The organism is Thalassotalea euphylliae (genome assembly GCF_003390375.1).
Taxonomy (GTDB): Bacteria; Pseudomonadota; Gammaproteobacteria; order Enterobacterales; family Alteromonadaceae; genus Thalassotalea_F; species Thalassotalea_F euphylliae_A.
Genome location: NZ_QUOT01000001.1, coordinates 3,590,751 through 3,605,543, shown reverse-complemented (window position 1 = coordinate 3,605,543; position 14,793 = coordinate 3,590,751). Strand labels below are relative to the sequence as shown.

The window sequence follows — 14,793 nt, the reverse complement described above, 5'->3', positions numbered from 1 at the left end:
TACGGGCTTTTTAGTTGCTTATTGAAATTAGTTCAACATTAAAACTAAAGCTGAACCATATCACCTTTACTCTGCAACCAATCTTTGCGATCCCCTGAACGTTTTTTCGAAAGTAGCATATCCATGGTTTCCATGGTTTCATCGTGTTCATCTACAGTAAGCTGAACTAAACGACGCGTATTTGGATCCATGGTCGTTTCACGCAGCTGCATAGGGTTCATTTCACCTAACCCTTTAAAGCGCTGCACATTGACTTTACCGCGTTTCTTTTCCGCTTCAATACGGTCTAATACCCCTTCTTTCTCGCTTTCATCCAGTGCGTAATATACCTCTTTGCCGATATCTATACGGTATAAAGGCGGCATCGCCACATAGACATGGCCTGCACGAACTAGTGGTAAGAAGTGTTGCGTAAAGAGCGCACACAATAATGTCGCGATATGTAGTCCGTCTGAGTCCGCATCCGCAAGAATACAAACTTTACCGTAACGCAGTGCCGATAAATCTTCGCTATCTGGATCAATACCCAGCGCAACGGAAATATCATGAACCTCTTGCGAAGCAAGAATTTGGCCTGATTCCACTTCCCAAGTATTAAGGATTTTACCGCGCAGTGGCATCACCGCTTGGAACTCGCGATCGCGAGCCTGTTTTGCACTCCCGCCCGCCGAGTCACCTTCCACTAAAAACAGCTCGGTTTTTTCTGGGTCTTGGCTACCGCAATCGGTCAATTTACCCGGCAGAGCAGGGCCTTGGGTGACCTTTTTACGGACAACTTTTTTGCTCGCCTTTAAGCGACGTTGAGCGTTAGAAATACAAAATTCAGCAAGCGCTTCAGCAATTTCGGTATGTTCATTGAGCCACAAACTAAACGCATCTTTAACCACACCAGTGACAAAAGCGGCGCATTGTCGCGATGACAAACGCTCTTTGGTTTGACCGGCAAATTGCGGATCTTGCATTTTTACTGACAAGATAAAACTACATTTATCCCAAATATCATCAGGCGTTAGCTTCACCCCTCTTGGGATCAAGTTACGAAACTCACAAAACTCACGCATCGATTCCAACAGGCCTTGGCGTAAACCATTAACATGTGTACCACCTTGAATGGTTGGGATCAGGTTTACATAACTTTCAGAAACCGTTTCACCACCTTCTGGTAACCAAGTAACTGCCCAGTCTGCCGCTTCATGTTGTGCACTAAAGCTACCAATAAATGGCTCTTCTGGCAGGCTAATACTGTCACCAACACTTTCTTTAATATAGTCACTTAGGCCATCTTCATAACACCAAACGTGCTTTTCGCCTTCGTTTTTGTCGTGAAATTTGATGGTTAAGCCGGGGCATAAAACCGCCTTTGCTTTAAGTAAACGTTTTAGCTTAGTGGTTGAGAATTTAGCCGAATCAAAATAACTAGCATCTGGCCAGAACTTAACACGAGAGCCAGTATTTCTGCGACCTACTGTGCCAGTTTCCGTCAACTCTTGTACTTTTTCACCGTGCTCAAACGCCATCTCAAACACTTTACTGTCACGTCTTACCGTCACTTCAACGCGTGTAGAAAGCGCGTTAACGACAGAAATACCTACCCCGTGCAAACCACCAGAGAACTGATAATTTTTATTAGAGAATTTACCGCCTGCATGCAGTTTACAAAAGATCAGCTCCACCCCTGAAACGCCTTCTTCAGGGTGAATATCCGTTGGCATACCTCGGCCATCATCAATCACTTCTAACGACTGATCTTTATCTAAAATAACCGTGATATTTTGGGCAAATCCCGCTAAGGCTTCATCCACCGAGTTATCAATAACCTCTTGCCCTAAATGGTTCGGTCGGTCAGTGTCGGTATACATGCCAGGACGGCGGCGTACGGGCTCTAGGCCACTTAAAACTTCAATGGATTCGGAATTGTATTGTTCACTCATCGGGTTTTCTAATCGTCGTTATTATTTTAGTTAGGCGTTTACTAAATCTAGGAAATCAGTGATTGCTGGTAACATATCAGCGAAATTAATAAAGCTGTGATCACCACCTTGCTGCACAATTAATTGGCTATTGGAGAATTTGTTCACGGCAAGTTGGTAATCTAACACTTCATCCCCTGTTTGTACCATGACTTGATACAAGTTTTCTGTGATTTTTTGCTGTTCAAGCTGCTTAAGTTCGGCCATATGTGCTGACTTTACTTCATAGCGCTCTTGCGTATACGGGTTGGTTTGCCAACCAATATAATCGCTAAGTAACAAATAAGGTGTAATTGCAGGGTTAACCAGAACCGCTTTACATTGATACTTTTGTGCTAAATAAGTTGAGAAATAACCTCCCAGCGAAGAACCGATAAAGTGCCAGTTGACATCAGTTTTGCTATTGATGATTTCTTCTAACTGCGCAATCGCAGCATTAGGTGAATTCATTATTAGTGGGCAGTGAAACTCTACTTCTGGGCAATTTTTTGCCAAATAGTCACGAGTGAGCTCCGCTTTCTTTGATTGTGGCGAAGAATTAAAACCGTGAATATATAAAACCGCTTTAGACATAATAAAGACTCATCATAATGTACTTAATAACCTCAAGTTAGATGGACAACCTTAAGCTAAATAAACTTTGAGCTAAACAGGCCTAAGTTAAATAAACAACCTGTGTTTTAATCTCACCATTGGCGAAGAAATCAAACAAACGATACCCGGGTTGTAAACTCTCTGCGATAAGCTGTTCTGTATCGCGAGCAAACTTAATTGACGTTGCAGGGCAGGTATAAACCGGTACATTTCTTTGTCCTGATTGCGCTGGAATCTCAAAAGCACGGTGCACGTGACCGCAGGCAATACCTTTGAGTGAACGCCAGTTGTTCATACATTGCCAAAATTCACTATGGTTCGTTAACCCATGGCGATCAATAAAGTAACCCAGATCAACGGGGTGATGATGCATAAAACAAAACTGAAACAGCTCAATATCTGCTTTAACAATTTTTAGGCTACTGTCATCGCTCACGCTATTTTCTGCGTTGCTATTGTTCGCGCTTGAGTTTAGCGCATCAGAAACAAGTTCACTCAGTTGCTCAATGCTAACATAGCCCGCAGGCGTAGCAGATTTCGAATTAAGTAAATGAAAGCGCCAGTTACCCTGCAAAAATGACTTTGCTTGGTTAAATGGCTTCCCCGTCAGCACATCATTTAACACGTCAATATCGTCATGATTACCGGCAAGAAAGTAGACGGTTTTATCGCATAGCAGGGTTTCAACAAGTGCCTTAAAGCGATGATATGATTCAACCGAATGATCTTGTGTTAAATCACCGGTGAACACCACAATATCAATCGCTTTGTTACTGGCAAGTTGCTGACAAACCTTGGCAAGGTTTTGATAAACATCTGCGCCATGATGCATTGCTTGCTTATCAGCAAACAAATGGCTGTCGCTAAACTGAGCAATCGTAAAACAAGGCGCAGAGTCAAGGTGGTTGGTCATGGTATTAAAGCAACGTTAAAGCAAAGTTAAAGCAAAATAAAAACTAATAAATAAGGTGCTATTGCGCAGTATTGCTTACCGCGGAGCGACCGTGCATTAAACAAACTTGCAACCATTCTTTTAGAAACGCATTAACTTGCAGTTTTTCATCTGGCAGTAACATCAAATCATTCGGGTAATGATACTTAGGCTTAATGTTGCGGATGGCTTGGCTACTGATGACCTCTGCCGCTTGTGCATCGTGATACAAGCGGATCATCATCTTAGGAGCGAGTAAATTATCTAGGCCAGAAAAATCAAACTGTTGAACTTGCTCAACCGTGATCAGTGACGTGTACTTGGTAACCTCTTTAACCGTAATAGCATAGTGCAGCTTATCGGCGATAAAAAACTCTCTGACCTCGCCCACTTCTTCCTTATTTGCCAGTAACTTTAACGCCAGCATATAGTTGACAGCACATAGCTCCATCAAACTGGGCAAGTTAGGGCGATAAGCAGGTTTTGCTGATGCATTAGTTGAGGTCATTGATATTCCAGTGGTTAACAAGCTGTTGCGCGTTTAATGCCAGCCACTGTATACCAATGATGGTCATCGCATTGTTAATTGTACCATCATTTACCAAGGCGAGCGCATCGGTAAGCGTTAAGACGTGCACTTTTATATCTTCGCCTTCGTCATCTAGCCCATAAACGCCGCCGAGATTTTCACTATTTATTGGCGCAGCAAATAAATGAATTTGCTCTGAAGTACCGCCTGGCGATGAAAAATAGCTGGTGAGGTGGATAAGTTGCTCTGGCGATAGATTAAGGTTCGCTTCTTCTTTTGCTTCGCGCACCGCAACTTGCTCTGGCGCTTCGTCTTGGCCGAACATGCCCGCAATAAATTCAATCAACCACGGGTTTTCTGCTGAACGCAGCACACCCGCTCGGAACTGTTCAACAACAACTATTGAATTGTTTTGGGGATCAAAAGGTATCACCGCAACGGCATCACCTCGTTCAAAAATTTCACGAGACAACACTTTGCTTTCACCACCATTAAACAGTTGATGACTCACTACGTATTCATCAATGCGAAAAAAGCCTTGATAACGGCATCGCTGCTCGTGCAAGTTCACATCGCATCTATCGTATTGATGAATTTTGTTTTTAACTTTCACGCGAAATATCCTATCATTCCACTGTTTAATAATATTTTGTTACATAAGCATAACACTGGTAAACACTTATTTGTTTCAGTTAGTTATTTAAGCCTAGTACCATATCCGGCTTACAAGAATAAGAGTAAATCGCACACTAAGGAATTGCTTGCCCATGAAAAAAACACTAACTTCCCTGGTTGTAGGGATGTCACTTGCGATGAGCGCGACATCAGCATTTGCTGATGACCTAATGCAAGTCTACCAACAGGCACTAACTAATGACCCTGTGCTACTAAAAGCCGCTGCGCAATTTGAAGCATCAAAAGAAGGCATTGAACAAGCTCGTGCGGTATTGCTACCACAGATCAGTGCAACTGGCTCATATACAGAAACCGATGTAGACAATATTGCTCGTCAAAATAACGGTTTTGGTATTCCAGCGGGCGCAGTATACACCGCTGAGAATGACAATATTTCGTACGGTGCCAGCCTTAGCATGCAACTTTATCATCACGATACTTGGTTGCGTTTAGATAATGCCGAAAAATCAGCACACCAAGCAGACCTTGCTTATCAAATCGCACAACAAGATTTGATTATCCGCGTAAGTGAAGCCTACTTTAATTTACTAAGCGCAAAGGACACTCTAGAGTTTGCTGAAGCGCAAAAAGTCGCTATTGAGCGTCAACTTGAACAAACCAAGCAGCGCTTTTCTGTCGGCTTAACCGCGATTACTGATGTGCACGAAGCACAAGCGCAATTTGACGATTCTGTAACTCAGGTAATTCGAGCTCAGAACGATATTTACAATGCGGAAGAAGCGATTCGTGTATTAACGAACGTGTACCCGCGCGATATTTTCGTGCTAAATACAGATCGTTTTTCTGCCTCTCGCCCAATGCCAGACAGTGCAAACGAGTGGCAACAAACGGCAGAAGCGAAAAGCTTAGATATTATCTCGCAGAAAGTATCTGTTGATATTGCCAAAGAAAATATCAATATCGCCCGTTCTGGTCACTACCCAACACTAGATTTATCAGGTCGATACTCAAATTCAGAAGACACATTCCGCTTGCCGAATATTCCAGAAATTGAAGATCCTGATTTAGATACCAAGTCGATTGGCATCACGTTAACTGTGCCAATTTACTCAGGTGGTGCAACATCTAGTGCTGTTCGCCAAGCACAGCACAACTATGTTGCCGCTAGCCAAGATTTACAATTTGCATACCGCGATACCGTTCGCAACACACGCAACGCATACAACACAGTAATTGCAGGTGTATCGGCTATCAAGGCACTTGAACAATCAGTATTAAGTGCAGAAAAAGCACTAGAAGCAACAGAAGCGGGCTTTGAAGTGGGTACGCGTACTATTGTTGATGTGCTAAACAGCACGCGTAATCTGTACGATGCTAAGCGTAACTTATCAAGCACGCGCTACCTATACATCAACTCAATTCTTGCGTTAAAACGTGCCGCAGGCACATTAACAGGCAAAGATTTGAAAGATATTAACGCCGGTTTAGCTGCAGAAGCAGCAAAATAAAGCGCTCTACTTGATGACAAATAGTAAAAAGGCAGCCTAGGCTGCCTTTTTCGTATCTTGAGCTCGGCGGTTACGAGTTCTGCGATTATTAATCTTCTAACCTAATGGTGTTGATTATCTCTGTGGTTGAAATGCCTTGCTCAAAGTTAAGTACTTTAACTTCACCGCCATTAGCAATAACTTCTTTGCCGCCTGCAATGTCTTCAACTTTGTAATCGCCGCCTTTAACTAAGACATCTGGCAAAATATTGGCAATTAAACGTTGAGGAGTATCTTCCCCAAACTCAACCACCCAGTCTACCGCGCCTAACCCAGCGAGAACCGCCATACGGCGATCACTTGGGTTAACAGGTCGGCCAACACCTTTTAATGCTGTTACTGAGGCATCGCTATTAACCGCAACAATCAATCGGGTACCAAGCTCTTTTGCATTGCCGAGATATGACACATGACCGGCATGCAAAATATCAAAGCAGCCATTGGTCATAATGATTTTTTCACCACGCGCCTTCGCTGCCTTTACTGCGATCGCCAATTGCTCTTCAGTTACGACACCGTAGCCACTTTCTTGACCACTATGTGTTGCGGCAAGTAACTCAGCTTCGCTCACGGTTGATGTGCCTAACTTACCAACTACAATACCCGCTGCTAAATTCGCTAATGCTGATGCTTGGGTCAAGTGCGCTTGGCTCGCAACTGCAAGTGCTAACGTGGCAATAACCGTGTCACCAGCACCCGTCACATCATATACTTCACGGGCAAGCGCAGGTAAGTGAAACTCTTCACAGTCTTTGCGAAGCAGTGTCATCCCTTGCTCACTGCGAGTAATAAGCAGCGCATCTAATTCCAAGTCAGCAAGCAACTGCTGGCCTTTATCAACGATGGCGCGCTCACTGTCGCAAACGCCAACAATCGCCTCAAATTCAGACATGTTAGGCGTTAACATAGTGGCGCCGCGATATTTATTAAAATCGCTGCCTTTTGGATCGACTAATACGGGAATATTCTTATTCTTAGCGAGCTGAATAAGCTGTTGCACGTCAGACAAGGTGCCTTTGTCATAATCAGACAGCAGTAATACATCGTGATCCGCCAGCTTAGCGTCAATTAGTTCATGAAGTGCTTGTTTATCAAGTGCTGCCATCGATTCTTCAAAGTCTAATCGGATAAGCTGTTGACTACGGCTTACCACACGTAGCTTAGTAATCGTTGGCGCTGAGCTTTGCTCGGCAAAAGCACAGTCAACATTCACAGCAGATAAATGAGTATTTAGCGTCTGCGAGGCTTCATCTTGTCCGGTAATCCCCGCTAACGTCACTGAGCCCCCTAGCGAAGCGATGTTTAACGCTACGTTAGCAGCACCGCCCGGACGGTCTTCATGTTGATTAATTTTAACCACAGGAACGGGAGCTTCCGGAGAAATACGCTGGGTTGAACCTTGCCAGTATCTATCTAGCATAATATCGCCTGCAACTAGCACGCGCGCTTTGGCAAAGGAAGGAATATCTACTTTCATCCTGACTTCCAAAATATGTATAATGCCAATAGTTTATCATGCCTAGAATGTATCCCGTGAGCAAAAATAAAATATTACAGCCGAACTTTAAACTGTCTTTTTTCCTACCTAAATATTGGCTCACATGGATTGGCGTATTGGTGATGTTCGCTATTTCTTGGCTACCTTATAAATTGCAGCTCGCACTGGGCAAGCAACTTGGCCGTTTACTCTATAAAATTGGCGGCAAACGCAAACATGTTGCCCAGCGCAATTTGGCATTATGTTTTCCTGACATGCCAGAAGAAGAACGTCAACAAGTCCTTAAAAAGAACTTTGAAAATACAGGGATTGCCCTGCTTGAAACAGGCATGGGCTGGTGGTGGCCAGATTGGCGAGCAAAACGCAAAGTCAAGGTTGTAGGCCTTGAACACTTAGAAAAGGCTCAACAAGAAGGTCATGGCGTATTACTGCTAGCGATGCATTATCTCAGCGTTGAAATTTGCTGCCGAGGCGTAGGCTACACTCACCCGATGGTGGTATTTTATCGCGCTCACAACAACGCTTTAATGGAGTATTTTCAATACCGTGGTCGTGGCCGCTCAAACAAATACATGCTAAGTAAGCGTGATATTAAAGGCTTAATTGGCGCGCTTCACGAAGGCGAAACTTGTGTTTACTTGCCAGATCAAGACTACGGCAAAAACCGCAGCTTGTTTGTACCATTTTTCAGTGTGCCTGACGCTGCAACAACGACAGGTACATTAATTTTTGCCCGCCAACCAAATGTTCAAACGCATATGGTTATCCCGACAAGAAACGACGACGGCTCAGGCTATACCATTGAAATTACGCCAGCGCTGAAAGACTTTCCAACCCAAGATGACGTTGCAGATGTCACGCGTGTCAATCAAGAATTAGAGCAAGCCATTAGCCGTAAACCCGAGCAATATATGTGGCTACACCGCCGCTTTAAAACAAGGCCAGACGAAAATTCGCCACCGCTCTATTAATAGTAGTCAACCTGCTCATTTTTAGAGAAAATTGTATAAATTTTGATTTTTCAGTATGGTTATATTGAGTTGCACTTGATATATGAATGAATAATCAATGAATTTTTGGATCCGTAATGGGCTTTTTGCCATTGTGCTTTCTGGCTTAGCCTACTATTTATTGGCTAACCACGAGCTTATCGCCTCGCTTGGTGATAGCTTTGCGGAATCCGAACCTGAGCAGGTAAAACCAGCTGAGGCAGCAGCACCCGCTGAAGCATCACAGGTGACTGAGCCACCACAGCACGCGAAAAAGCCATTAACCAACTCAAAAAACAAAGCCGCAGAAGGCTTATCACGCTTCTACGCCAGCATCCAAGGTCCTGACGAGAAAGGCAGTGGACCGAAAATTAGAAATAATGTGGTGTACCTTCCTGAACCACGCGGCGATTTAGAAAAAATTTTAGAAGCCAAAACCGTTATCACTCGGCCATTAAAAAAAGATTGGCAAGGCTCAACAGAGTCACGTCCCTTTAGAACTGGTTCAACACTTTTTCAAAAGCTGGTTGAGTATGCAGAACAAGATGGCCTAGAAGTCATGTGGCGATTAAACCGAGATTTAGTCATCAAAGATCCATTTCGCATCAACAAAGAAATTTTGGCGACCGCTTACCAAGTAGGTAATGCGATTAGCGGCCACTTTCCTGAAGGCGTAGACGTATACTTTTGCTACCAACAGCGTACGATTGTGTTCCAAACAGGCCCACAAGACTACCTTGCTAAAAAATGCCGACTACTCAGTTCAACGGGTAATGTCAGCAACTCCCGTAGCTACTATTAGAGATGAGTTACTGCCACTGTCGATAATGTGTAAGTCAGTAGGTAACTCACCTATTTTACTTTGTTTACTCCATAAAACTTTGCTTATTCCATAAAACTTTGCCAAATCTGTGCAACTGAACCTGCCATCTGATTAAACATTGTTTGTGATAGCTGTGCTTTACCGTCTTGCAATACTGCCCGATGGCTGGCATTGCGAAGTTGGCAATAGCTGTCAACTAAGCACTGAGCCGACTCGTCAGATACTACCCCCACTTTCGCTAGCCCTTCAATAATTCGAATATTGTCTGAAAATTCAGTTAGTTGTGGATATTTCCCACTAAATCTCAAGACTAAATATTGCGTTAAAAATTCAATATCTACCAAGCCACCGTGACCGTGCTTGATATCGATACATTGCCCTGACGATGTATCAATGTGGTTACGCATTTTCTCGCGCATCTCGACAACTTGCTTTTTCAATTCACCGTTTTCTCTAGGATTAGTTAATGCCCGTTTTCGAATAGCGGAAAAATTATTTCTAATATCGTCATGACCATAAACCATGCGGGCTCTGACCAAAGCTTGATGCTCCCATGTCCAAGCTTCAGTTAGCTGGTAGTCAGCAAACGAGTCGATGTGAATCACTAATACGCCGGAATTACCAGACGGCCTTAAGCGCATATCAAGTTCATACAAAATGCCACTACTCATCCGAGTATTGAAAATATGCATCACTTTTTGCGCCAACTTCACGTAAAACTGGCTAGCAGCAATTTCTCGTTCACCATTAGTGGTATCGTTAAGTGAGCAATCATGAACAAAAACCAAATCTAGATCTGAGCCATAACCCAGCTCAATGCCGCCCATTTTGCCGTAGCCAAGTACGGCAAATCCTTTGTGGTTAGTACCTAAGGTAGATTTGGGTTGGCCAAAACGCGCTGTTAATTGATGCCAAGCCTGTTGAATTACCTCGCCAATAATGGCTTCTGCCAAGGCTGTTAAGTGATCGCTTACTTTCATTAGTGGTAATACACCGCTGATATCCGCAGCAGCAATACGCAGTTGTTGCGCTTGTTTAAATTGCCGTAAGCCATTCATTTGGCTTTCAACATCATCTTCAGGAATGCGCAACATGGCTTGTTGTAATTCATTGACATAGTCAGCCAACGCTGGCGGGTTATGCAGTAGCTTAGGGTCAATAAGCTCATCTAACAGTATTGGAAATTTCGCAATGTAATCACTAATCCAGTGACTTTGCTGGCACAAACGAATTAAGTGAATAAGTGCGCCGTCGTTTTCATAAAGCAGTTCAAGATAAACCGTTCGACTCGCTACTTTTTGAATAATTTGTAATACCCTAGGCAGCACTACCTCGTAAGTATTCTCGTATGCATTCTCAAAAGCACTATTACTATGTATGTGAAACAAGACGCGTGGCATGAGTTTGTCTAAGACCACTCGACCTCGCTGACCAATAGGCTGCTTGTCTAACTCTTGCTTAAATTCGTATAGCGTTTGCCAAATACCGTCTTTTTGCCAATTTGAAGCAATCGCTTTTTGCCAGGTGAAGTCGTCAGTATCATGCCAGCTATCGTGCCAAAGTGTTTGCCACTGGGCTTGTATATCTTCATGGTTGGGAGCTTCTTCTCCAATCAGCTGATTAAACTCATCGTGCACAAAGCCTAAATGCGCATTGAGCCTAGTCAAAAACTCCTGCCAAGTATCAATGCCAAGCACGTGTAATAATCGCGCTTGATCAAGCTCACTATCCGGTAGTGTTTGCGTTTGCTGGTCGTCTAACGCTTGAATCACATTCTCAACACGGCGTAAGAACCGGTACGCATTGGTCAGTACGCGGGCACTTTCCGGCGGCACTATTTGATGTTCAACTAACAGTGGCAATACAGTCAAAAGGTTGCGCTGCTGAAGTTCTTTGACACGGCCACCGCGGATTAACTGAAAAACCTGAACAATAAACTCAACTTCGCGAATTCCACCGGCTCCCAGTTTAATATTGTTGGTTAATTGCTTGCGCCTAACTTCACGGCTGATCATCAGTTTCATTTTGCGTAAGCTTTCGATGACACTAAAATCGATATAGCGGCGATAAACAAACGGGCGTAATAATTGCGACAGCTCTTGGTGATGTTCACCTTGGCCTATTGGCCGAGCTTTGAGCATGGCGTAACGCTCCCAATCTCGACCTTGATCTTGATAGTAATCTTCCAGTGCAGAAAAACTTAGTACCAGTGGCCCACTATCACCAAACGGGCGCAGTCGCATATCCACGCGATACACAAAGCCATCGGCTGTTTGCTGATCTAGAACAGCAATGAGTTTTTGCCCTAGTCGTGTAAAAAACGTTTGGTTGTCTAGCGATTTTCGAGCGCCATGCGTTTTGCCAGTTTGAGGATAAGTAAAAATAAGGTCTATATCGGAAGAAAAGTTGAGTTCACCGCCACCTAATTTCCCCATTCCGTAGACAAGCAAGGTTTGCTGTTGACCATCAACGCCATAGGGCACGCCCCAGCGCTCTTGGCAAAAAAGAGTAAGCCAGTTAAGTGCTGATAAAATCAGCGCATCGGCTAGTTTGGTTAGGCGAGCAAGAGAAACATCAAGATAAGCATGCCCAACCATATCAGACACGGCAATATCGACCATTGCCTGTTGGCGAAACTGACGCAGCACTCGATGCAAGCAGGCTTCGCTGTCACAGCCTTGGAGCAAATTGGCGAGTTGTTCCTCATAATCTGGCACGTGACTGTCAGTGAAATCTCGCTCGGCAAACAACTGAGCAATAGCCTCAGGCTGTTGCTCAAATGCACGAAAAACAAAATCGCTCAGCGTGACCGCTGCCATTAAGTTTTCCACCGCACTGCTATCAAGCGGTTCAATGTAGTTTTGATAGTCATCAACTAATTGCTGATTCCGCTGCTTAGCAAGTGCGACTAATTCATCAAAATGTGTATTTATGATCGGCAGGTTTGGCATACATTTCCTTTCAACATCGCCCGAAGTAGTGTGGTTGGTTATCGAGCGCTCAAGTATTAATCGTTAGAAACTTTTTGAAAGATATTGGCATAAAAATAATGTTTCAATAAACAACGGATAAGATTTAGCATAACAAGTATGGACTGGACTTATTCTAGGTCATAAAACTATTACAATCGGCTATTGAGTCAAAGGATATCGCTATGTCTACAACAAGACATAAGATTGACCTTGAGCAGGGTTTCAATAGACATATTATGTCATAGATGTTATTAATGAATGATAACCATAGCATTTTTAAGGATGAGATGGCACAAATGCAAATCACCAAAACCTTAGTCTTAGCATTCGTTTTGCTGCTGAGCGCCTGTGGCGATCCAGTACAAGAGCAAATTGATGCACAAATCCCCTTAACTGAACAACGTGTTCAACAACTTGGCGACATGCTTGATAGCGGCCAAATACGCAATGCTAAATTTATCACCCAATACGCTGATACCGTGGCAAAAAAATCGCCACAGTTACTTAGTATTGTTGATGAATTTCGCAAAGACGCCACTTCCAGTGGCCCGTTATACCAAGCACTGCTTGAACGCGTTGATTTAGTAAAAACACAGCCGCAAATGTTTGCTAACAAGCAAGCGCGATTTGAAGAGCTTTTGAACATCTATCAGGCGGCCGATCCTATCCTGTATTCTGATGCGCTCAGTGACCCGCTTAATGTCTTAGCCGATATGTCTGACGGTGAGCTACCTCGCGTTAACTCGATGTCAAAAGCGCAAAGTATGGCTGCGAATAATGCACAAGACTTCGGCGTTGGCGAACAACTTATCGGCAACCCAGCATACGGACAATGGCAAACCGATAGCAATGGCATGTCATTCTGGGCTTGGTATGGTGTTTATCGCCTGCTTGACGATGTGTTAGATATCGATCGCAAGCGTCGCGGTAAAGTGTATTACAGCCGTTGGGGTAAATCGCGAAATTACAGCTACTACCACGATTATGGTCGCACCCGATATAGCTCTCCAACTCAGTTGAGTAAGCAAACGCAATTAGAGACTCGTACTCGCAAGTCATTTGAAAGTCGTGGTCAACGATTCACTAGCGCTTACGGTAAAAATCGCAGCGGTGCATCAGGTGTTTCGAGCCAGAGTAAAACAGCACAAGCCAGTGCATCTCGATTTTCATCAAACAACACTAATAAAAGTAAATTTGCTAAGTCATCAAGCGCCACGTCAAAAAGCAAATATAGTAAAAGTAATGCCAGTTTCAGAAACAGCAGCAGTAGTACATCACGCGGATTTCGTCGCGGTAAATAAGAATTAGGAGAATAAAAATGTTAAACACCTTATTAGAAATTACTGCGTTGAATTCGAATTTAATGACATTCCTCGCCGTTGATATTGCCATTGCCATTGTCTTGTTAAGCGCGATGCGCTTTGTTTCTGGCGTAACGGCTAAAGTTAACACCACAGACGAATTGGCTAAGCAAGACAACTTTGCATTTGGTATTAGTGTCGCAGGCTCGATTGCCGCTCTAGGGATTGTGTTAACTGGCGCGATTACTGGCGAGGCTGCCGAAAGCTTAACGATGGAAGTTATTGGGATGACTTCTTATGGTATTTTCGGCTTAGTATTAATCAAAGTTGGCCGACTTATTCACGACAAATTTGCGCTTAATCAAATTGACAAAACAGAGCAAATAAAGGCTGCCAACATCACTGTTGGTATTGTTGACGCTGCTGGCGCTATCGCAACTGCGATTATCATTAAAGCGGTTTTGATTTGGGTTTATGGCTTAGATGTAAACACCTTTATCGCCATCTTCAGTGGCTTTGTTGTTTCACAGGCTGTGCTGATTATCGCGACGCGTATTAAGGAACGTCAATACGCTAAAAACAATCAAGGCGACTCAATGCAACAAGCCTTTGCCAACGGTCAGGTAGCGCTTGCAATTCGCTACGCAGGTCAAGTAATTAGTACTGCACTTGCGGTGACCGCCGCGAGTTACTTCTTTAGCTATAGCCCTGAAACGCTGGTCGTCAATTTAGCTGGCTGGTTAGTGTTTGGTATCTTAATGACGTTATTGGTTACCCTACTCACCTTTATCGCCAAAAAACTAATTTTATGGGGTATTAACCTTGTTGAAGAAGTTGATCAGCAGCACAACATTGGTGTTGCAGCAATTGAAATGGCGATTAGTATTTCAATTGCGATGATTTTAACTGGCCTAATGGCCTAACACTGTTTCACAAGTAGCCATTAATACTTGTGATGACGGTATGATTGAACATTGCCAAAGCTAACGATGCCAAATTGGGC

General features: G+C 43.6%; 12 protein-coding genes. 5 read left to right on the top strand and 7 right to left on the bottom strand.

Going from position 1 to position 14,793, the window contains the following annotated elements:
• Positions 1-44 precede the first annotated feature (44 nt).
• The 5 genes from parE to DXX94_RS15730 all read right to left on the bottom strand — a co-directional run bounded on the left by parE (position 45) and on the right by DXX94_RS15730 (position 4,637).
• Positions 45-1,931: a DNA topoisomerase IV subunit B gene (parE, locus tag DXX94_RS15750; protein WP_116017358.1), complete on the bottom strand. Its 1,887-nt coding sequence runs from the start codon at positions 1,929-1,931 to the stop codon at positions 45-47.
• 30 nt (positions 1,932-1,961) lie between these two features.
• On the bottom strand, positions 1,962-2,543 hold the full coding sequence (locus DXX94_RS15745) for a YqiA/YcfP family alpha/beta fold hydrolase (protein ID WP_116017356.1): 582 nt from the start codon (positions 2,541-2,543) through the stop codon (positions 1,962-1,964).
• Between the two features lie 82 nt (positions 2,544-2,625).
• Positions 2,626-3,477, bottom strand: a complete 852-nt coding sequence (locus tag DXX94_RS15740) for a metallophosphoesterase (protein WP_116017354.1) — start codon at positions 3,475-3,477, stop codon at positions 2,626-2,628.
• Between the two features lie 58 nt (positions 3,478-3,535).
• Complete coding sequence (locus DXX94_RS15735) at positions 3,536-4,003, bottom strand: DUF1249 domain-containing protein (RefSeq protein ID WP_116001136.1); 468 nt, start codon at positions 4,001-4,003, stop codon at positions 3,536-3,538.
• Positions 3,990-4,637: an NUDIX domain-containing protein gene (locus tag DXX94_RS15730; RefSeq protein ID WP_220348121.1), complete on the bottom strand. Its 648-nt coding sequence runs from the start codon at positions 4,635-4,637 to the stop codon at positions 3,990-3,992. The genes DXX94_RS15735 and DXX94_RS15730 overlap by 14 nt, the downstream gene beginning before the upstream one ends.
• A 154-nt stretch (positions 4,638-4,791) precedes the next feature.
• Here DXX94_RS15730 and tolC point away from each other — a divergent pair, with 154 nt between their 5' ends.
• A complete protein-coding gene (gene tolC, locus DXX94_RS15725) occupies positions 4,792-6,168 on the top strand; it encodes an outer membrane channel protein TolC (protein WP_116001137.1) in 1,377 nt (458 codons plus the stop codon).
• Between the two features lie 88 nt (positions 6,169-6,256).
• On the opposite strand, the gene hldE is transcribed toward tolC, so the two are convergent.
• Positions 6,257-7,684, bottom strand: coding sequence for a bifunctional D-glycero-beta-D-manno-heptose-7-phosphate kinase/D-glycero-beta-D-manno-heptose 1-phosphate adenylyltransferase HldE (gene hldE / locus DXX94_RS15720; protein WP_116017352.1), 1,428 nt, complete (start codon positions 7,682-7,684; stop codon positions 6,257-6,259).
• A gap of 47 nt (positions 7,685-7,731) precedes the next feature.
• On the opposite strand from hldE, the gene lpxL reads away from it, so the two are divergent.
• Positions 7,732-8,676, top strand: coding sequence for an LpxL/LpxP family Kdo(2)-lipid IV(A) lauroyl/palmitoleoyl acyltransferase (gene lpxL / locus DXX94_RS15715; protein WP_116017350.1), 945 nt, complete (start codon positions 7,732-7,734; stop codon positions 8,674-8,676).
• Between the two features lie 97 nt (positions 8,677-8,773).
• Complete coding sequence (locus DXX94_RS15710) at positions 8,774-9,496, top strand: TcpQ domain-containing protein (protein WP_116017348.1); 723 nt, start codon at positions 8,774-8,776, stop codon at positions 9,494-9,496.
• Between the two features lie 83 nt (positions 9,497-9,579).
• On the opposite strand, the gene glnE is transcribed toward DXX94_RS15710, so the two are convergent.
• Positions 9,580-12,468: a bifunctional [glutamate--ammonia ligase]-adenylyl-L-tyrosine phosphorylase/[glutamate--ammonia-ligase] adenylyltransferase gene (gene glnE, locus DXX94_RS15705; RefSeq protein ID WP_116017346.1), complete on the bottom strand. Its 2,889-nt coding sequence runs from the start codon at positions 12,466-12,468 to the stop codon at positions 9,580-9,582.
• Between the two features lie 275 nt (positions 12,469-12,743).
• Here glnE and DXX94_RS15700 point away from each other — a divergent pair, with 275 nt between their 5' ends.
• Together DXX94_RS15700 and DXX94_RS15695 are read left to right on the top strand one after the other, a co-directional pair.
• Positions 12,744-13,790, top strand: coding sequence for a hypothetical protein (locus DXX94_RS15700; protein WP_258872191.1), 1,047 nt, complete (start codon positions 12,744-12,746; stop codon positions 13,788-13,790).
• 17 nt (positions 13,791-13,807) lie between these two features.
• A complete protein-coding gene (locus DXX94_RS15695) occupies positions 13,808-14,713 on the top strand; it encodes a DUF350 domain-containing protein (protein ID WP_116001142.1) in 906 nt (301 codons plus the stop codon).
• Positions 14,714-14,793 lie beyond the last annotated feature (80 nt).